We start from the raw sequence: 20,511 nt of genomic DNA, 5'->3' as shown, positions 1-20,511 counted from the left end.
TTGGCGATTGTGACAAGTTGGTTACTTGGTATAAACCTAAAAGATGCTCAAAAGGGTTGAGCAAAGATGAATTTGATGCTCTACCTCCTTCCATAACTGTACGGGAAGTTTACTATTACATTGTTATTCCCGGCTTTCGCACTCAACGAGTTAGTTTAATTACTACTCTCTTGGATAGAGCAACTTATTCTACTCTGGATATTGTTGGACTTTACGGTAAACGTTGGGATGTTGAATTGGATTTGAGACATCTAAAAACTACCTTGGGTATGGATATTCTGCGATGTAAAACTCCTTCAATGATCCGCAAATAAATTCATGTTTATTTACTGGCTTACAATTTACTTCGGAGCTTAATGTGGTCGGCTGGGACTATTTACAGTACTCCTCCATTACGCCTATCCTTACAAGGTACTCGCCACCATTTAATTAACTTTATTCCCAAATTATTAGCAGCAACTTCTCAAAAACGCCTCCAAATTTATCGCACTTTACTAAAAGTTATTGCTCATAAGGCTGTTCCAGAACGCCCAGGTCGTAGTGAACCACGAGTTCGTAAACGTCGCCCCAAAATTTACCCCTTGATGACCAAACCCCGGCATGAATTACGTAAACAATTGCAAACTGCTTAAACCGCAAGTGTTTCGGCTTTTCTTAGTGCCATTCACTCTTGGGTCTTTGATGTCAGAGAAATGCTCCACTAAACTCTGTTGAATACTGCCGATGTCTGCCACTTTTGTTGGCTGTCTGTGAAGACCAAAATTTTTCGTAGTATCAGCAGATTTAGTTTCAAAGCCTTTGAATTATGCTGTAATGTTCAGGGTAATCCCTTTGGACGCGCTTTTCTAAACTTGCACTAATTGTAGGGTTGCGTTTAGCATCGGCAATTAAATGCGTAAAGCCTAATCTGGTAGCATTTTCAGGTACAAAAGCTTCATCCAAAGACGGAAATAAATACTTAATATCAATGTTTTGATATGGTGTATGGGGATAATAACGACAATATTCCAGACAACAACCCAGAATATATTGCTCAAATAAAACATTGCGTTCTGTGCTATGAGTAAGCAAATTCCAAGCACGTTGATTAGCGGGATGTTCGACAAATTTGATGGCTAAATCTGCGTAATAGCTAATAAAATCGACAGCATTACCGCCAAAGATACCACAATTATAGGCAACTTGTAGTGAACCACGCGATCGCTGCCATTGCCACTCATCAGGTAGCCATCCATTCACACTATGAATAGCTGCTTCTATACCTTCAGGATCATACCAAGAATTTCCCACCAAAAAATATTCTGGATTTTGGGCTAACAGGGGTGCAGAAATTATTTCTGCGGGTAAATTCTGCCAGAGAAAAACATCATTATCAATGTGAATAAATGGTTCTGTTTGAGCGCGGTAAGTGTATACTTTACCTAATGCCCACCATTTGGGGTCATGGTCTTGGAGAGCATCTAATTCTAGATACACTTCATCAAACTCTAAACCCAACTCATCTACAAGTTGTCTTGCACCTTGAGTATCAGTAAATAAAGCTGTTTTTTCAAAGTGTTTTTTGGCAGTTTCTAGTGATAAAATCCACGCTAATAAGTGATATTTTTCACTCAGCCAAATTCTACGCTGATTAGCTTGTAAAGGCTTTGTCCAAAAAGACCAAACTGCTTTCATCTCATTTCAATTTTACATTTTACAAATAGTCATTATCCTCAATTAAATTAGCCCCAATACCCCACGATGCAGCTAAATATTCATAGTTGCGCGACAGGGTATAAAACTGACGACGACAATCATATAAATAAGGAAAAGAATTAGTAAATAATGCTAGAGGTGCATAAGAATGATATACACCATGAGGAGGCAATTTTTGAGGTTTTCCATCATTATCGCTTGGCCATTCCACATCACCCGTAGCAGTTCGCGCTGGAATCAACCAGTAGTCACCTGTGCGAAATGAATGGTTTTGAAAATCTGGAAACTTAATTTGTACACCCTTTTCTAACGTGAACCATTCTTGGGCTTCAGTAATAGCTATAGCACCATTTTTTAGTTCTACATCATTTCTTTTTTGTTGCTCCCAACGACGTAAAAATGGGTATTTCTTGGTAGATAATCCGATAGGACGACTAGGTGCTTGCTGAGATTTTAAAGTTAGTTGTAAATCAGTAAAGTTAACTACTGTAACTTGCCATAATGGTTCAAACCATTGATGTAAAACATAGTCATCATCTACCAATTCTACCCAGTCATTTTCTGCTAAACCAAAACGGTCATCTTGCCACCATTGTTGGAGTTTAATTGTTACAGTAGTATTTTCTGTATCTTTAGAACTGTCTAAAGTTATCTCCTCTATGGGAAATATCACAGAAGCATTTTCTCTAGACCATTTAAATGTAACTTCTCCTGCTGTATCGGTGTGAATTTCGACGCGATAAAGTTGGTTTTCTTCACCACGATATGCAGCATCAGGCTTAATTAAGCAAGCTTCTGTTTGTTCGCGTTCAATTTTAGCTTGGGCTTGTAGTAAACCTCGATTTTCAGGTTGCCATGTATTGACTAATTTATCCCATTCTATTTGAGAGCGTGTTGTAACATTATTTTCTAACCGCTGTGTTTTGACTTGCCAAATAACTTGAGAGCGTGTTCCTGTATCTACGCCACCTAAAGCTACTTCTCTAATTTTTGGATTTTCAATATAGGTAATATGTCGTTCCCAAACATCAAGGTAAACTAAAAAAGGGATAGATGGTTTATCTTTTGTAGTGTTAATTAGAGGATAGTTGTTTTGTTTTAAATAAGAAATAATTTCATGGTTTTCACAAAGAATTCCATTGACATAATAATGTCCTTGACTAATTTGAAAATCACCAAGATTTTTCCGAATTTCTGCATTATTTAAATCATCATTCACCAAGATTTTAAAACCTGCATTAATTGGCCCGCCATGAGGTCCAATGATATCTGTAGCTAAAGTTTGTAAATAGTGTAAAAGAATTGAAATTTGTTCATTCCAGTCAGCATCAATTTGGACTCGTCCCTGCTGCATGAGAACCCGGAGAAAGTTTTGCTTCGGGTCAAAAGTATCACGGGTAAAATCACCTTTAAATTCACCTTGTCTAAATTGATTTGGCATAAATTTACCTTAATAAAAAGAAATTGAGGACTGGGGATTGGGAAAACAGAGGAAGTGAGGGAGAAAAACTAATGACTAATTCACAAAAATAATTTCTGTTGACATATTGGCTGGGGTATATTCGTCTAGGCGGGTGCGGAGGTTGGCTTCGCGTTGGGGTTGGTAGAGGTGATGAAAAACGCCCATTTCTGACTCATCATCTGCGCCGCGTTTAATTTCTACTGCACAAGATTTAGCTAGTTGGCAATATCTGGGGTTGCCATAACGGGTGCTGTTAAATTGGGGATGGACTCGATTTATCTCTACCTGCTTTATGTCATCGGTGGCAACTTGTGCTACTAAGTCTGGCTGACAGTTATAGCGGCGGGGTGTGCGAGAATTCGGGGTGACATAACAAAAACGCATACAACCCTTTTGGCGACGTGCTACGGTGATTAAACCATCAAAGATGCTATTTTCAGCTAGCGCAATGTTATGCACTAAAATTTGACCGAAGACGGTGCAACGCTGGATAGTTAAGCGGGCGTGGGCAAAAGAATAACCAGGTGCGCCTATAGCTTCTTGTTCTATACTCGTAGCATCAAGAATGCTATCGCGGATGTAAATATTTACAGGTTCAGTCTGCACTTCATCTTGGTTGACTTGAATTGAACCGACGATACTGTGTGTAATTTCGACTTGTCCTTTGAGGTTGAATAACTCTAAGCTTGGTTCTGCCGGACGTTTGGGTTCACAGTCGCAGTGTAATGCCCAACCAGGAACTAGGGTACAGTGACGAATGGTGATTTTGACTGGCAAAAAATTGCTAACCTCGTTGGGAGTTTGGGCTTTATTCTCAAGTCCAGGTACGGGAAAATATTCCATATCTTGCTGTATACGCACTCCTCGTCCGAAAATTAATAGACCGTCTAAGGTAAAGCGACTACCTGCTTGAACACTAATATTTAAAGCATCGGTAGTTTCGGCTTGATAGTCTAAAAGACGAATGATGGGGCGATAGTAGTTAGCGGCGCGAATTTGTAGGCTGTGGTTGGCTTCGAGAGATATGTTGAATGGTTCTGTGTAGACACCACTATCAGCAATTTCAATGACTGCATGGGGATGGGTTTCTATCTCTGTTCGCCATTGGTTGATAGCATCGTTAATGGTTTTTAATTGTTCAGCTTTCCCGACGCGGTAAGTCATTGGGTGAAATAGTGTCCTGTTGTATTCACCACCACCAATGTCAGTACTAAAGGCGTAATGGTAACTTACCCACACCCCGCCTTTGGGTAGCTGACGGGCTGGAAAGACAATTCGACCGAGTACGGGGTCTACTGCTACTGTATCTAGTGCTGGCCGATACTGCCAATCACTTAAATCTGTCAGTGCTATTTGCTTGATATCTATGGGTTGTTGTCCTGGGCTGAGGAAGATTTGTAGACTTTGATTTTTGCCGTAGTAGAGACTTGTATTTAGTTTTAAAGCTAGGCGACGGATAGGTCCAGGGAGGTTAATTTCTTGGGCGATGTGGGTTGGTTCTGTTTCTGGTTGGGGTTTGTTGTAAAGTTGGGTGTCGTTTCCCAAAACGCTGAAGGTGTAGCAGTTGGGACTGATTTCTTCTACACAGTAGGCGGGGGTTTTGGTGACGGAATAGGTTTTTAACCGCCAAATAAATACTCCGACATGGGGGAGGTTGTAACCTCCTGGACGGATATCGACGGTGTGGGCAATTGTATCAAAGGGTGAGTCTAAGAGTTCTAGGGCGTTACTTTGGCGTAAGTCTACGGTTTTTCCTTGGGTGGGACGGAGATGATTTAAATGTTGTGTCCAAGCCAGAAGTTTATAGAATTCTACGGCTCTGGCTGGCCAACCGGCGACATCGTTGGCTAATAATTCTAAAAGGGCGAGTGTACCTTTGCGGCGACGATAGCGGATGGTATTGGCGACTTCGCGGCGGGGAATTAAGATTTTGTTGCGTTGTTGTCCTTGGGGGGTGGTGATGTCTCCTGTTTCGTTGACGGGACGATAACCAATTAAATCAGCGATGTATGGTACAACCCAATCTTCGCAGGTTTCGATAAACCAGTTTTCGTAAAGTTGGGTGATATCTGCTTCTACTATATTTGCTTGTTGGGCGATCGCTTGCAATAAGTCTCGCAAGGGATAGCCTTGTTCGGCATCCCTTTGGCGATAAATTACTGGTAGTAGATTATATAGATGATTGGATAACATAAGTTTTTAACGCCAAGGGGCGCACAGGGTTTACAAGGGGTTGAGGATTAGGGTTCTGGGTTCTGTTGGCAGGATAATTGCTAGTTGGGCAGGTTGAATTAGTTTTTCTGGTAAAAAGCGATTTTGGGATTTTTCTCTCCTGGCTAAGTTGACTGTGATTCTGGGGCTGGGTTGGAATTTGATGCCATCATTATCATCTGAAGCAATTTTTCCTAATTTTATGGCTTCTAGTTTTTTAATTAATAAATCTGGGTTGACTGCTTCTGTTTCTGATACTGTATCTAAAACATCCACATCCACAAAATCCACTCCTGGAACTTGCTGGATGGTACTAATTACTTCGCTAAGGGTGACATCTTGACCTAATTCTCGACGTTCAAAGCTAAAAGTTGATAGTAGATGCTGTCTAATTTTTGGCTCTACAAATTGCCATTGATATTCTGGTAAGATTTTGACTTTGGCAATCATAATTAATGCCAATAGTTCTCTCGTTTCTAATTGAATTGGTTGGTAGGGGTCGCCTAATTGTCGCAGGGCTTGATATAAATTACGATACAAATCTGATGATTTATCAATGGGAATATCTTCTGCACCTGCAATAGTTATATGCACGACTTGGCGATTTCCATCTGATAGTTGCGTTGCACTAGCTTTCCCAATTCCGGCAAAGGTACGTGCAAAGTCGGCATAGTCAATTATTGATACTAACCGATCTAGTGACATTACGGTTAAGGGTGCATTCTGACGCACTTGATTGGTGCTTTCTCTATCTGCTCCTCCAGTGGCTGGTAGCGGATTTATCACGCCTTTGAGTCCGAGGGGACGGGAGACTAATAAGTTAATTTGTTCGGCTTTGAGGTTCCCGACTTTACCGATACCATTACGGTACATAGCTTTCACATTTTCTCTCCCTGTCGGTAACAGTGAACCGCTTTCCCCATTTCCAAAGATGACTGTGGTTTGATAGTTGTCATCGGTTTTGAGAGTGTAGACGCGTTCCGTGGATTTGAGTCCAGTGAGACTGTCGGTTTCACTCCAAAGTACGTCATTGACTCGGATTTCTAAGGTAGTCTTAGCACCTACCGGGGTGGGTGCGGCGAGATAAGTCAGAGGTGGTTGGCGTAAGGGGAATTGTTGGAAGGATTTACTCGCATCGCCACTACCGAGAATTTCGGAACGCGTTTCACCGTGGGTAGCTTTGGCGACATTGGCATAAATGGTGACTGTATCCCGTTTATATTGATAATTCAGGGGTTTAGCTAGTTGGATAAAGGTGTGAATTTTATCTCCTGGTAATTCTTTCGTCTCTTCCTCATCTTCATCGAAGACAGTAGCTACTCGTTGATAGACAGCAGATAACATGACTAGTTCACTGGCTTTTATCCCTGTTGTTGCATCTAAATCAGTACGTTCACCGGAGATAATTAACCAACGTCCTGGTTGTAAACCATCGTAGAGTTTAGCTAGTTCGATTTCATTACCTGCAACCAGTTCTATTTTCGGGTTAATTACTTCATCTGCTAGGGGTAATTTTTCAGTTTGAGCGTAAACTGTGGTGTTACGTAAGACATCTAAAGTTCTTTCATTTGCTCCTAGCCAATTTTGTTTGAGTGTCAATTGTGTTACTTTAGCTGAGAGATTGTAGGCTACTTTGGAGATAGTTGCAACTTTTTCTACCTGCCTAAACATAACTGATTCAGGACGTTCGATCGCTATCCAACTTTCAGGTAATATTTGGTCATATTGAGCATCTAAAGCGATAATATTTCTGTCTACTGGCGTAGGTAATTCATACTCAATTGTTAATATTGGTTCTCTGGTGGATAAGGAAATACTAGAAATAGCTGATGGCGTAGAAAATTCACTATTAAAAGATACTCTTACTTTACCTGGAGGATTCTTGCTAGCGTATTGTCTGGTTTGATTGGGGTTAATAATAACTGTATCATCATTATTTGTTTGCACACCCCAGCTAATATTATTAGGCTGACTAATGCTTCTAATACTCTCACCATCTTGAAATGTAACAGTAATAGTATGTGGTATATTGCCTCCACCATTCACAGTTTGTTGAAACGGAGTATAATTTATTGAAACGTTTTTGCCGCCGAAATCAAAGTTTTTGGGAAATACTGAGTCAGTTAATGCTTCTATAACACTGTAGGTATTGGTATCTTCCTCTAAAGATACGAAAATTTGTCGCGGATTACTATTACTACTAATAGATATAGCAACTATAATTTTTCTTAAACCTGCGATCGCCCATTCTTCATAACCAAAAATTCTTCCTTCTCGGTCATAAATTGGTTTTAAGGGGGCATTATGTCCAAAAAGGGATGCCTTGACTCGCAAAGCTGCTAAACTTTGCAATGATGAAGTATTCGTAATAGGTGTATTTTGCCACGCTGCATAAAAAGTATCTCTAAGTTTGGTTTTTAAATTGGTGATGAGTTGTGGTGCTATATCAGAATCACTAGCATAAGTTGTTTGAGTATCTCGCCGTAGTGCTGAAGCATTCGCTGGGGGAACTGAAGCAGGCTTGAGGAGATTTTGCAATAAATCTTTATTAGCGAAATTTAATTTTTCTACTCCAGATAAGTTACTGGGAATTGCTAAACTTTCTTTCGTAACAGCCTCTTGTTGAGGAAATTTAGGTTGAAATTTAACTAAAGTGCGATTTTTATCACTTTCTGCTGCTACTGTGAGAATTTTTCGCCAAATTTGTTGCCCTTCACTATTACCAAAAATAAATAATATTGGGTCATTAGCTTTTAAATTAGTGCTAATACCCTGTAAATATATTGTATCTTGAGCTTCAATGTTTCTTAGCGTAATATAATGAGGACGAGTCAGGCGCGGATGTAAAGAATTCCAGTCAGCACGGGCGTTAATTTTTTCGACTGTCTCGAAAGATTGTGGCATTTCGCCGGGGTTGGGGACACTTTGAATTTTCGTACCGATGAGAATTTCTGTGTCTTGGTTGTAGCCTGTTTCTAAAGTAAAAGCCGGATAGACAGTAGCAGCGACACCAGGGCGTAAATTATATCCTACCAACCTTGCTAATTCTAAGAGCGATCGCCTTTCGGTAGCGGTGCGTAAATATCCTTCATTGGCAATGCGCTCTTGATAAAAAGTGAGGACATCTGCTACTGTAGCCCAAGCATCCAGAATTGCGATCGCTGGATCATTAGCATTACGAGTTTTCAGGTTGGCTAGTGCGGCTAGTTCACTACTACTTAACTGCGCTTTCATCGCCGCTAAGAATGTGGCATGAGTGCCGACGCGGTAGAATAAATTGTTTAAGCCTGGGCGGTTGGCGGTGTTAACTGGGGTGAGGTTTTCGATTCCTTGGCAACATCCGCAATTTTCGTTGTTCATTGTGGGAGTGTTGATTGTTGACTGTTGACTTCCGACTTCATTTATTTCATCTTCCTCCTCGCATATCTAAGATGAGCTTGCCTTGTTCGGGGAAGTTGGGGTTGTTATCTAGTTGGGGAATTTCTAAGGGAGTGAAGGAGAGGAAGCCTTGTTCTAGTTCACCGTTTTTGCCTGTGTCTAGGCGTTGGAGGCGAGTGATAATGAGGTTTTCTACTCCTGGTACTACTATACCTGCGGCGACTAATTTGCTTAAGGTGATGCTAGTACCGAAGGTTAAGTTATCGGGATGGAAAAAACCGCGTTTACCGTTAGGAAGAAGACGGTTACTAAGGGTGTTGAGTAAGGCAGCTTTGACTTGTCCTCTGAGATAATTGGGTTTGACGCATACTGTCATGGCAATATCTAAGGGGACGTGAATAGCTAATTTAACGACGACATCATGACCGATGCGGCGGTAACGGTGCAAATGGTCAGCAATGGCTGATAATAAGTCTGGCTGATTTGCGTTCTGTAAAGGATCAATTACCACTAACATTTCATCCCAACTAACCGTTCGACGAAGGATAGCAGTTGCTTTCTGCACTGTATCGCCAAAGTCACGTATGACGATATCTGCATAATCTTGGGGAGTAATTGCCCGTTGTAATTCTTTACGGAAGGTATGGGGAGCAAATAGTTTCACTTCCGATAAAGGTTCTGGCGGTGTCCCTCCCCTTGCTGGTAAGGGGTTATGGGGAATGAGGGAGACACCAAGGCTAGTTGAGGAAACGGCGTAAGCTATAGTGTCTGCACCGATATTACCTGCAATGCCATTACCCACACGATAAGTCGCCTGGAATTGACTCCCGGCTGTGGGTATCTTTCCGAATTCCCCATTTCCAAAGCGCAGATGTGCGTTACCGTCATTATCAATTTCGACGACGAAATACTTGTCTTGGTTATAGCTGGCGAGTAAGTCGGCTTGCGGTGTCCAAGTTATGTGATTGTCACTCTTTAAACTAATGTCTGGTAAAGCTTGACGGGGGTTTTGAGTGAGTATTTGAGATGCTGGTTTTTCTTTTAATTCGGTGGCGGTAAGAGGTTGGCAAAAAGTTAAAGGCGTGTATTTAAGAGTGGGGGTAAATGGGGCGGAAACGGTGATAGTATCTTGAATTTGACCTTCACTTTCACAAATAGCGATCACTTGTTTTGTTTCTACTGGGCCTAGGTCTTGAGTCAGCGATCGCCCATGATCCACCAAAATTACATTACCATGCACCACACTAATATTTTCAATTAATTGACACTCTGGTGCTTGTCCAATTGCCGAAATACACAAAGCAAAAGGCAGTGCATCTTCTATCGCCCAGCTAATTTCTACTACAGGTGTAGGTAATTCTTGCTCAACACCTTCTAAAGCTTGTAGATAAACATGATCAACATCTTGTCTAACTTCCGTTAAACGCACAGCATGACGACGGGTGATATCTGCATCTGCTATGTTGCCAGTTTTTGCCCCCTTGATTTCCTCAAAAATCAGGATATCGCCTACTTTGAGATATAACTGCCGAGTTGATACATCTTTGTAAGCATCTAAGAGAGTGGCACTAGTTGCACCTTTGGGTATACAACACTGGCGATCGCCCCAAGTATAGAAATGAATAGTATTATGAAATTGATAAAATATCCTCTCTTCTTGTTCCTGACTAATCGGCTTAAATACTTCATAACTTTGACTCGGAATATTCCGTAAATCGTCAGTTTTTAAAACTGTACCCCCAATAGGTGAATTAACGTATTTAGTAATAAAATAAATCTCAATCAAATTAACTGTAACATCACCACCAGTTTCTAACCATACCCAAGTTCTAGCATTACACCCTTCATGGATAGCATAATCTACCAACCGGCCATGACGACGGGCAGAAATTCGCAACCGGGAAGTGTCCAAATAAGCTTCCGTTGCTACAGCATCTTGATAGTAACTTAAATAATCACCAACATAAGCTAAAAGTTCAACTAAAGTTATACCTAAATCGGGAACATGACGTTCTTTCCAATCAGGCATAATCAAAGCCAGTCGGTCTAAAATTAACTGCCGGAAACTAGCATAATCTTTAGCTAAATAATTAATTTCTGGTTCTAGACCTTCTTCTTCAGTACAAATATGCTCAGTTTGACAGTCTAAATCACTAGGGCAACCTACCTTAAAATTAAAGTGTAACTCAGCATAACGATGGTCAATTCCTTTTAACCCCACCAAACGTAAAATATAATTAGAAAAATCACCAAACTTATTCACATAAACCCGCAAGCAACTATCAAGAGTCTGGTCTTCTTGAATTTCCAACTCAATACCAGTTACTTGAATATTTTGGATACGTTCACCGCCGATAATTTGAATATTTTTTGCAGTAATATTTTGAGGAATTTCTCCCACAAAATGCACACATAAATATAATTGATCATCGCTGACTTCTAAATAATCCAAACCATTCAAATGCCGTCTACGCACTTCGTGACGACGTTGTTCATCTTGACAAGTCAGGATCAATTCATTCATAACCCACTATTTTGGATAAAAGTTTCCGTGCGCTGTTCTCCACTGCGTTTAACTAAATACTGCACAAATACTTGCAATTTTGAATCTTCGCTAATCACTTCTAAAGCTTGCACATCAATCAAATCAACTAACCAGCGTTGCAAAGCTGCTTGCATCGTAAATTGCAAAGTCGCCGCCAACTCTGGACTATTAGGCGCAAACACCAATTGCAGTAACCCACTACCAAAATCAGGACGGTTCACTCTCTCACCAGGATTAGTAAACAGTAATTGTTCAATCATGTCTCGGATATGATCATCATCATCGGTGGTAGCAGTCAACCCTAAATTATTAAAGTGAAAAGGAAAATCTATATTCATAGTTATTAGTCATTAGTCATTAGTTATTTGCTGTTTTTGCATTCACATTGCTATCACTCGCGTTTGGGCAATTGAGGGAATTAAGGGTGTCGCTGTAGGGGCGCAAATGGCTTGACTACTCAGAACTAATAAAGGTACACCATTCGCAAATACTCTTGTTGTCCCCGTTACCCATTGCGCCGTCACACAAGGGCCATTAGCGACGGGTGGTGGTGGTAAAGTACAACCAGCCACAACATAAGGTGTCGTTTGTAGGACTGTCGGTTGTCCGCTTACCAAGACTCGCGGATAGACAGTCGTTGGTTGTGCCTGTCCCGCATGAGAACAGAGTATAGTTGCACCAAAATGTAATAAAGGTCCTGGCATAATTTAATTCAAAATTCAAAATTTAAAAAACTTCTCCCTAATCCCTAATCCCTAATCCCCTTCTAAGTAATCACCAACGCCCCATTATTAATAGTTACCGTCGGTCCCGCCATAATTAAACTCGCCCCCTTGCCATTTTGAATATAAATTCCGCTATCATTCACCACAATCATTGCCCCCGTAGAACTTTTCAACACGATACCTCCAGTTAATGGAGTCGGTGCAGCATCACTAATAATCACCGCATTCTGCAAAGTCGTCTGAATCACAATATTCTGCCCTGGAGGGATAGGAGGTGGTGCTAAAGCTAAAGCTGGTACTTCTGCTGCAATTCCCCAAAACCCGCCTACCCAAATCGGATATTCTGATTCACCTTGTTCAAACTCCATCCACACCGCCGCGCCAATTTGAGGAACAATAAATACACCTTCCTGTTTCCCGGCAATAGGTACACAAGGCATTGCCCAGTTAGAAGGCACTAAACCCAAGACATCAGGAATTAACGCCTGTATTCTTCCCCGTTGCTCTGGGTCAATATTATTAACGACTGTGCCTCGGTATTTACCGTAGTATTTGGTTGCTTGCGTCATGGGACTACTACCGGAAGTGTTGAAATCAAACCATTACGACTGAGTTTGAAACTTTGTTTATACTCTCCCCGTTTGATGTTATGAGTGACGCTAGTTACGTAATGCAGTCCGTCAAAGGCTAACCCAGCACCACGCACACCTACTAATTGCCGCGCTTTTAAAATCCGTCCATAGCGCAATACATCCAAATTTCCTTCCCCTGTCACAGCTTCTGCTAATTGAGAAGCCTTCGCCAAGCCCATCATGATAGCTTGGGGAATGGAACGCTTAGAAAGGTTATCACTGATGGGTTCTAAGCGAGTGGGAATTGGTGGAATTAAGCCTAAAGGCGGGTTAAGGGGGGTAATGGGGGGAATGGGAATAGGAATCACCACCTTGGTAATTTCGTTGTAAATATAAACAGTGGGAATAGCATTTAAATTATTGTCAAAAGTGAAATTCAAAGACTCCACATTAGTAAAAGCATCCATATTAATGTTGAGGGCTGATTGCGGGACACCAACTTTGATTTGCGGCCCCCAATAAGCAATATTCGCCCCTGGGATTGGACCTGGTTCAATGTAGAATGTGTAGCCTACTCTGTCTGCTAATTCTTTGATGTAACTTAAATCTGTTCCTTGTTGTGCCGGAATAGAGTTGGTAGGAATAGGAACATCAATTAAGACACTGGGAATAATTAGAGGGACAATACCCAAAAATGCGTATTTAGCGACTAATAAAGCCACTCTCCCCTCGGCTGGGGTAGCAGGAAAGGGAAAACCGCTAAAATCTTGTTTGTCCATAATTACCGTTAAGTCTTCTCCAGTCACCGTTAGGGTGGAGTAGCTGGTTTCAGTGCCAGGGGTAATTTGATGATTGGTAATCATGCCATCCATCAGGACATTCGGAATACCATTGATGGTGACGATAATAATTACCCGGATAATGGGGAAGATACTACCGCCAGATAGAAGGAATAGGGTTTGTAAAGGGGAACGATTACTCAGGCTGAAAGTTAATTGAAAACCACTTTTTTCTAAAGAACTGTTAGTTACTGTAATGCTGGTTAATGCCTCAATTACGTCCTGGGAGACGGGTATAGGCACAACGGGGCCAACCATGAGTGTCAGGTTGATACCTTTAAGCATTGGGAATTCCTGGGATGCCTTCTGGTAGGGTAATTTTCAGCTTACGGCCGATGGTGGCGGTTAACTTATCGGGATGCATGGCACGATTAGCATCACATATCCGCCAAAATTGTTCAGGATCGCCGAGGTATTGGGCGGTGATATTATCTAAGCGATCGCCTTCTGTAACTGTATGTTCTTGTAGTAAGGCAAATTTCTCTGGATGGGGTACAAATCGCCGCCGTAAATAAATCACCGTTTTACCTGTGGCGGTTTCCATAGTGGTAGTTTCTATCCCAGAGTAACGACTATTAGGAGGAAACAAACTCGCCTTTAAAGCGATTGCCTGCATCATCCCCTGAATCCCTAATTGTGTCTGATCAATCATAGTCATTAGTTCCCAGTCCCTAAATTCCCCCAATCCCCAATACTCCGAAACTTCCAGCTTTATTTAGTTGTGTGAGTTGCTCTTTTTGGCGGTGATAAACCATAAATAAATTGCCGCCTTTATGATCAAAGCCTAAGTCATTGACACTTAAAACTCGCATCCCTAAACTCACCTTGGCGCGAATGGGATTTAAGGCTTTATCAAACGCTTCTTCTGTAATGCTAAATTCTGTTAACCGCACAGGTAAAACGCGATTTTTACTCCACACAAATAAGGTGAGAGCCGATTCCATTGGCGCAATTTCTAATCTGCCTGATTTGGCTTGGGTATTGTTATTTTCTAATTGCTGACTAGAAGGGTAAATAATTGTTTCTAGTGCCGCTAATTGAGGATAAATTCCCAACTCGGCAGTCGTGGCATTGAGATTGGGAAATTCTAAGTGGTCGGTGGCATCAATTTCTGCGTCTAACTTAATTGTTTCCACAGGTGGCCCTTTTAACCTGAGTGCCTCCGAGCGATCGCCAGTTTCTGCTCCTACACCCTGCACCTGCAATGTACGGCTTAGGGTATCAGGATTGTATTGCAGGGCAATAATTCTTTGCACTACTGCGGTATAGGGGTCAATCAAAACAATGCCGCCTTTAAGTAGCCTGGGTGAACCTGGGAAGGATGTCATGGCTAAAGGCTGTTGAATGAATATTTAGGCTGATGTGATAACAAGAAGCTAGTACGAGACGGGAAAAATTCAAAAGAAAGAATGCTTATTTGATCAGCTTTGTACCTCTTTTAAATGATCACTTTATTGAAACTGAGGTGTACTAGAGACAAGGGATGAGATGTTTTCCTAACAAAATAGTTATACAAGAAATCTCTGTATTAACTAGGAAGGATAGAACAGCATTTCCTAATATCTTCCCGTAATTACTCGTAAATTCAGTTTTTCTACTAATTTTCTTCAGCTTTGTTACATGAGTTAAAGTGAGAACATAATTTGTAATTTTCGGCTTAGAATCGGACTTCAAGGCCAATTCCCCAGAAAGGCTTTCTGGCAGAATCATCAGGTTTTGCCCCTAGTTGATCACTACCAAAAGGCAAGTTAAGATACGGGCCTATCTTGATTGAGGGGCCTTCTTGGCATTTCTTCTTAGCATCTTCAATTTCTTTAATCGCTTCAAATAAAGAAATAATATGTGGTGCTACATCTACAATCACATCTAGAGGCTCTTTGGATGCTGCTGGATCTTGGGCTGGTTGATTTGTTGCTGGCTTATCTGGGGAATCATTGGCTACCTGGGGTTTTTGGTTAGCTGGATCTGCCGATGCTGAGGCAGAGTATTTATTTAATTCTTGGGCAACTTTATTGATTTTATCAATAGCTGAATAGGGGACTTTGAAATGACAACTACCATCAAATACAGTTACTCCTAACCCCAGCTTGACATTATTTTTATCTAGGTTGACGCTAGAAGTGGCATCAATCTTGACATTGGGGATACCATTAATTGCCACAGTTAAAGAAAAACTTACAGGCGTACCAGATTGGGGTTTTGCCGGATCTTTGTCAAACAAACCTTTCAGGTCTGTAATTTCTCCTTTGACACTGATTTGTAATTTAGTAGCACCTTTCAAGGGTAAAGGTGCAAATTTCATTTCTGCCCCTTTAGGAATCGTAATTTTAAATTTGCCGATCAACAAATCAAATTCCGGCTCCATGATCTTTTTGATAAAACTGATGTCTGGTAAGCCAGACGACTTACTACCACTAGCTGGCTGTGATGATGCTTGAGGTACAGGTGGTTGCCATCCTGGGGGTGGTAAAATTGGTTGTCTAAAACCAGGAATTGCTGGTTTGAATTGTTTAGGATCGATCGCAGACAATGAGGGAGTGGAAGTTTTTCCTGATGCTCCGAAAGTTAATGGAGGTGTTGAACCAACCCCAAACTTAGAAGGAGGAGGTTGCAGTTGTTTTCTCATCTCCACACACTTCACAGGATCGAGCTTCTCCTCATTGCACATCACTAGCATTCTGACTAATAAATCTTTGTTAAGTTTGAAGCCGGAAGAAGATGAAATAGTTTCATCTTTCTCGTCTTGTGCTTCTTCCCTTTGCATTGCCACAGGTTGAGGATGGATAGCCTGACTACCTTGAGAATCACTCATAACTTGATGAGCAATGCTGTCTGCTTCTTGTTCAGCTATGGTGCTGGATGGAGAAATGGCTATGTCCTTTTTATGTAAACTAGCCACACCCGCACTTTGCTGCATGACGTGGGTTAACTCATGGGCGATGAGCCGTTTGCCTGGAGTAGTTCGCGGTGCATACTGATTAGCACCAAAGACAATATTTTTCCCTACCGTATACGCCGCAGCATTTACAGATGCAGCGGAAGTTGCGGCTTGATTATCGGTATGGACGCGCACATCACTAAAATTCTGACCAAAGCGGGATTCCATGAACTGACGTGTGCCTGGCTCTAAAGTTTGACCAGAGGTATCCAACACCTGATGGACAATTGGCGGTGCGGTTAAAGCTTCAGTGTGTGCAGTAGACCGACGTTGGAGGATTTGTGATTTTCCTTCACATTCACTACATTTGGCTTCACCTAGCTGACGTTGACCGCAAGGATTACATTGGCGTTGTAGCAGTGCAGTAGAAATTGGGGTGAAGGATAGAGGGGTTTGGGTGGGCGATCGCTTATTCATTAGCTTAAATCCTGCAATGAGCCTATTAACAGCCCATTACGTAATACCTAAATCCTAAACTATCTTGTTTATTGAGGGATGCACAATGGGGAGAGATAATATCAGTTATGCCTACTTGATTAAGAGCAACGATCGCACTGACATTGGGGAGATGCTCTAAAATCGGATTCCCTCGCCGAACGGACCTTTACCCTGTGGTGGATTGTCAGACTGTGCTGGTGGAAATGGTGGTGCTTTGAATACGTCGATCTTGGGTTGGTTTTTAAATGGTGGCTTAGGTGGAGGCACCATTCCTGCTGCTGCGGATTGTTTGACCTGCTTGAGGAACTCCTCGACACTCGCGATATCAGATCCGAACACTTGATTGTGGTCAATAAACCAGCGCATTTCATCAGCAGTCACATTCGTCTTGATAATGGCAGCTTTGCTCTGCCTGATCCACTCAGCAGTCAACGGTTTGTTTGTCGCAACTCCGTACTTTTTAATCAGCGCCACAAACGCCTGAAAACGCTCTTTACCTAACGTATCCATCATATCTAAGAGAGCTTCAGCTAATTCTGCTTTCTCTTCTGTTAATGAACTTGTTGATTCTCCCTCCTCTGTCGCATCCTCACAGTTGATGTCCTTGTCAGTTGCTTCTATACCTGATGTATTGATATCCGCAAAAACGTCGTGGAGATTATCTGGTAGCAGAGTTTTAACGTTTTTGACAATAATGGCTGCTAGCGATGTTGGCAGTTGTTTGACATAATTCGTTTTGGTAACTAGCGGTATAATTTTCTTTTGAAACCAGCATGAATTAATCACAAGTTCAGTTAAAGCAAGTTTGGCCCCTTCTTGAGCAATAACTGCTAAACAACCGATGACTGTCGCGCATTCAGCGACTTCTGCAACGCGGATAGCCCACTCAATTGTGCGGATGATCGTGGCAATTTCACTCCAAGTTTCCAAAAATTTGTGGATGCCATCCAGAATTTCTTGATACGGACCAATTGTGTTTTCGATTAAATCCTCGATTTCTTGGGTAACTTTGAGTTCGATCTGTTCTTTCAGTTTCTCAGCTTCCTTGGCTTTTGCTTCTAATTCTTCAAGCACTTCGCCTTCAATAAGCGACTTAAGCTTCTGGACAACACCTTTCTCTAACGATTCTAAAAGGCGTTGCGCTGTTTGACGAACAACATAGGCAGCAACTACCTTGATGACTCTAAATGCAGCACGAACTGCTGCTCCTGCCATACCGCTCCCACCAAGACTTTTTGACGATCGCCGCCTCAGAAGATTACTAAACTTGTCACGGGCTTTCTGATAAAACTGAGCAACTTTAACAAACGCCTTGCCAAAAAATTGGCGCATTGGCCCAAAGATAGCAGAGCTTTTTCCAGTCCAGAATTTTACCTTGTCAATGGTTTTCGATGATTCTTTGGCAGTAGCAGAAGCACCAGGCAAGTTCAGTCCAGTGTTAGCCTTGACTGCATCTTGAGCCTTGGCAACCTGACTAGCGAACTCTGCTTCTTTAAAGGCTGGTTGCTTCTCCAGAGTTGCTTCCTCGCCAGTTAGTTTTGTGTGGTTTGTGCGCCACTGTTCTAGATCGAACGAATCCATTGTCCCATTCTTACGCTGAATCATGCGCTGCTTACTTTGAACAGTAGCGATTCCAGGTCTAATAACTCCAGTCGCTGGCAAATTCCGGGTTTTCGGTTTCTTTTGGACGGGCGATGCCAGCAAGGGGCCAATGATATTTTTTTGAATATCACCATTTAGCTTGGCGATTTCCGGTGGCAGAGCGGAAGCTGGAACTGAAGCGTCTGGAATCCAGAAATAATTCCAAATGCCATCGTTCTTCGGGTCTGGATGGACGAAGAGCTTGCCCATGATTGGCTTTGGTGGCAGCTCGTTCTTGCCATTGTGCTTCACAATCAATTTCTGCGATTTTTGTCCAGTTGCACCAGGGAATTGGTACATGGGGGGTATTCTTACATCGCCACTCTTTAAAAAATCCTTTATCTTCAAAGTTCTCCACTTTTGACCATTCGGTAGCCTTTGGCTGTCTGGTAGTTGCTCGTTGACTTCTTTGTAGGCAAGCTGGAAACCACCGAGATATCCCTGAACTTGTCCAGTTCCTTCTAAGGCTTCAATCGTTCCGTGGGATGGCTTTAAATCACCCACCTTAATTTCAGTGGGTGCTTGATCAACCCGACCCACGATATGTAGTAGAGGGTTACTCAGATTTGGTGCCGCTTCTGCAAGATGGGAGAAATTCTCGCCATTCTTTTTCGTTCCCTTCTTTGACGGAAGTTTTCTGGGCACACCAGATTTCTCGAAGTAGACACCGACCGTTGTGGATGCGGAATACAAGTCGGCATAACCTGTCTTATCGTAGTCAGCACCCAATACGTTAGCATTAGGCACGGGTGCTTCAGTAAAGAGACTGCTTTCCTTTCCCATCGCTGGTAGGACTTCCGCATGGGTTTTGGTGCCGTTATATTCAAATGGTTCAAAATAAGGACTAAAACGCTGGATATGGCGCGGGGCGACCACGGCTTCTACCAATTCAGTTTCTTCATCCTGTGTTCTTGCTGCTGGCGGCTGTGTTTGCTGAACCACATGCGCCAATTCATGGGCTAATACAAGGGACGGCTCCAGCCGCATATTACGTCCTAACCAGATATGATTACCGAAAGTGAAAGCATGAGCATTGACTGCATCGTTGTGCTGAATCGCTTCGTCTCCAATATGTACGCGAACCTGACTAAAGTTCCGGCCAAAGCGCATTTCGTAAAACTCTTGTAAACCGGGGGGTAGTGCTGCTCCGCCAACAGATAGCTCCTGCTCGCTTTCGGAAACACTTGGTTGGTCGGATACTAAAGTCCTAGTAGGCTGCTTGGTATCACCGACTACTTCTTTGCGCTGCAAGCTAGACTCATGGTTCGTTCCAGGGAAAGAAGTACCAGTTGTTGGCATACTCATGACTTTTTGAGCAACCTGGTCAGCTTCCTGTTCAAAGCGATCACCTACTTCATTAATGGCTACTTTGGGTAGTAATGTGGTCTGATTACTCTGTATCGGTATACGGCTGAAGTCATGACCTGAAAGCAAAGTATCGCTGACAATAAGGGGAGATTCTTCTATTGCAGATAGATCAGCAATATGTTCTTGATGGAAAGGTCCCTTTTTCTGACACTCACCACATGAACTAGAGGCAATCGTATGTTGCCCACAGGAGTTACATTTTCGCTGCAAGATACCGGAGCGATCGCTATTCAACACACTACTAGAAGTAGTTTTAGTTTGGTTTGTGGCTTGAGTTAGCATCTATTTCTCCCTTTTTTTCCAAGCGATCGCACAAACAAATCAATTAAATCTCGTCTGGGTCAATTCCCAGTGCTTGCAGCCTTTGGGCTAATCCCTTGATAAACAGCGTGAGCGATTTGGTGTCCCCATTGGGTGGGGTTGCCATCAGGGGATAACTGTATTGTAGGAGTGGAAATACCGGGTACAGCAATTGGCGATCGCCATTCATTCCCCAATCCTCCTACTGCCAACAATCGCCCTAATTCCGCTTCTACAGACGCTTGTAACAAGGGACGCTGGGCATGGGGAATAGATATACCATCTAAAATTAGTCGCTCAATGCTGATGTTAATTGAGGGTGTAGGGGTGTGGGGGTGTAGGGGTGTGGGGGTGGAAAGGGGGTTTGTTTCGTTCATTTTGTTGACTAATGACTAATGA

Annotated in this window: 16 protein-coding genes; 2 read left to right on the top strand and 14 right to left on the bottom strand. The window is 42.3% G+C overall.

Going from position 1 to position 20,511, the window contains the following annotated elements:
* The coding region (locus IQ274_RS36805; RefSeq protein ID WP_228058404.1) for a transposase at positions 1–314 on the top strand (314 nt) is incomplete at its 5' end.
* A gap of 42 nt (positions 315–356) precedes the next feature.
* On the top strand, positions 357–632 hold the full coding sequence (locus IQ274_RS36800) for a hypothetical protein (protein ID WP_228058403.1): 276 nt from the start codon (positions 357–359) through the stop codon (positions 630–632).
* Between the two features lie 157 nt (positions 633–789).
* Here IQ274_RS36800 and IQ274_RS27830 read toward each other — a convergent pair whose 3' ends face one another.
* From IQ274_RS27830 to IQ274_RS27765, 14 genes are all read right to left on the bottom strand, one after another.
* A complete protein-coding gene (locus tag IQ274_RS27830; RefSeq protein WP_190964238.1) occupies positions 790–1,674 on the bottom strand; it encodes a DUF6734 family protein in 885 nt (294 codons plus the stop codon).
* A 19-nt stretch (positions 1,675–1,693) separates the two neighbouring features.
* Positions 1,694–3,136, bottom strand: coding sequence for a DUF6519 domain-containing protein (locus IQ274_RS27825; protein WP_190964237.1), 1,443 nt, complete (start codon positions 3,134–3,136; stop codon positions 1,694–1,696).
* A gap of 75 nt (positions 3,137–3,211) precedes the next feature.
* Positions 3,212–5,350, bottom strand: a complete 2,139-nt coding sequence (locus tag IQ274_RS27820) for a hypothetical protein (RefSeq protein WP_194144105.1) — start codon at positions 5,348–5,350, stop codon at positions 3,212–3,214.
* Between the two features lie 30 nt (positions 5,351–5,380).
* Positions 5,381–8,728 (bottom strand): putative baseplate assembly protein, encoded by a 3,348-nt coding sequence (locus tag IQ274_RS27815; protein WP_194144104.1) that lies wholly within the window; start codon positions 8,726–8,728, stop codon positions 5,381–5,383.
* Positions 8,729–8,774: 46 nt separating this feature from the next.
* On the bottom strand, positions 8,775–11,270 hold the full coding sequence (locus IQ274_RS27810; protein ID WP_190964234.1) for a putative baseplate assembly protein: 2,496 nt from the start codon (positions 11,268–11,270) through the stop codon (positions 8,775–8,777).
* On the bottom strand, positions 11,267–11,629 hold the full coding sequence (locus IQ274_RS27805; RefSeq protein ID WP_190964233.1) for a GPW/gp25 family protein: 363 nt from the start codon (positions 11,627–11,629) through the stop codon (positions 11,267–11,269). Before IQ274_RS27805 ends, IQ274_RS27810 begins: the two co-directional genes overlap by 4 nt.
* 42 nt (positions 11,630–11,671) lie before the next feature.
* On the bottom strand, positions 11,672–11,995 hold the full coding sequence (locus tag IQ274_RS27800) for a hypothetical protein (RefSeq protein ID WP_190964232.1): 324 nt from the start codon (positions 11,993–11,995) through the stop codon (positions 11,672–11,674).
* A 62-nt stretch (positions 11,996–12,057) separates the two neighbouring features.
* Positions 12,058–12,585 (bottom strand): phage baseplate assembly protein V, encoded by a 528-nt coding sequence (locus tag IQ274_RS27795; protein ID WP_190964231.1) that lies wholly within the window; start codon positions 12,583–12,585, stop codon positions 12,058–12,060.
* Positions 12,582–13,712 carry a hypothetical protein gene (locus tag IQ274_RS27790; RefSeq protein WP_190964230.1) on the bottom strand — a complete coding sequence of 377 codons (1,131 nt, stop codon included), beginning with the start codon at positions 13,710–13,712 and terminating at the stop codon, positions 12,582–12,584. Before IQ274_RS27790 ends, IQ274_RS27795 begins: the two co-directional genes overlap by 4 nt.
* Positions 13,705–14,085: a LysM peptidoglycan-binding domain-containing protein gene (locus IQ274_RS27785; RefSeq protein ID WP_228058402.1), complete on the bottom strand. Its 381-nt coding sequence runs from the start codon at positions 14,083–14,085 to the stop codon at positions 13,705–13,707. Before IQ274_RS27785 ends, IQ274_RS27790 begins: the two co-directional genes overlap by 8 nt.
* A gap of 13 nt (positions 14,086–14,098) precedes the next feature.
* Positions 14,099–14,755: a hypothetical protein gene (locus IQ274_RS27780; protein ID WP_190964228.1), complete on the bottom strand. Its 657-nt coding sequence runs from the start codon at positions 14,753–14,755 to the stop codon at positions 14,099–14,101.
* A gap of 329 nt (positions 14,756–15,084) precedes the next feature.
* On the bottom strand, positions 15,085–16,782 hold the full coding sequence (locus IQ274_RS27775; RefSeq protein ID WP_190964227.1) for a DUF4157 domain-containing protein: 1,698 nt from the start codon (positions 16,780–16,782) through the stop codon (positions 15,085–15,087).
* Positions 16,783–16,938: 156 nt separating this feature from the next.
* Complete coding sequence (locus IQ274_RS27770) at positions 16,939–20,094, bottom strand: DUF4157 domain-containing protein (RefSeq protein WP_190964226.1); 3,156 nt, start codon at positions 20,092–20,094, stop codon at positions 16,939–16,941.
* Between the two features lie 59 nt (positions 20,095–20,153).
* Positions 20,154–20,489 carry a hypothetical protein gene (locus tag IQ274_RS27765; RefSeq protein ID WP_190964225.1) on the bottom strand — a complete coding sequence of 112 codons (336 nt, stop codon included), beginning with the start codon at positions 20,487–20,489 and terminating at the stop codon, positions 20,154–20,156.
* Positions 20,490–20,511: the final 22 nt, after the last annotated feature.

It is taken from the genome of Nostoc sp. LEGE 12447, assembly GCF_015206985.1.
Taxonomy (GTDB): domain Bacteria; phylum Cyanobacteriota; class Cyanobacteriia; order Cyanobacteriales; family Nostocaceae; genus Nostoc.
The sequence above is the reverse complement of the archived record's forward strand: the minus strand, read 5'-3'. Positions and strand labels throughout refer to the sequence as shown.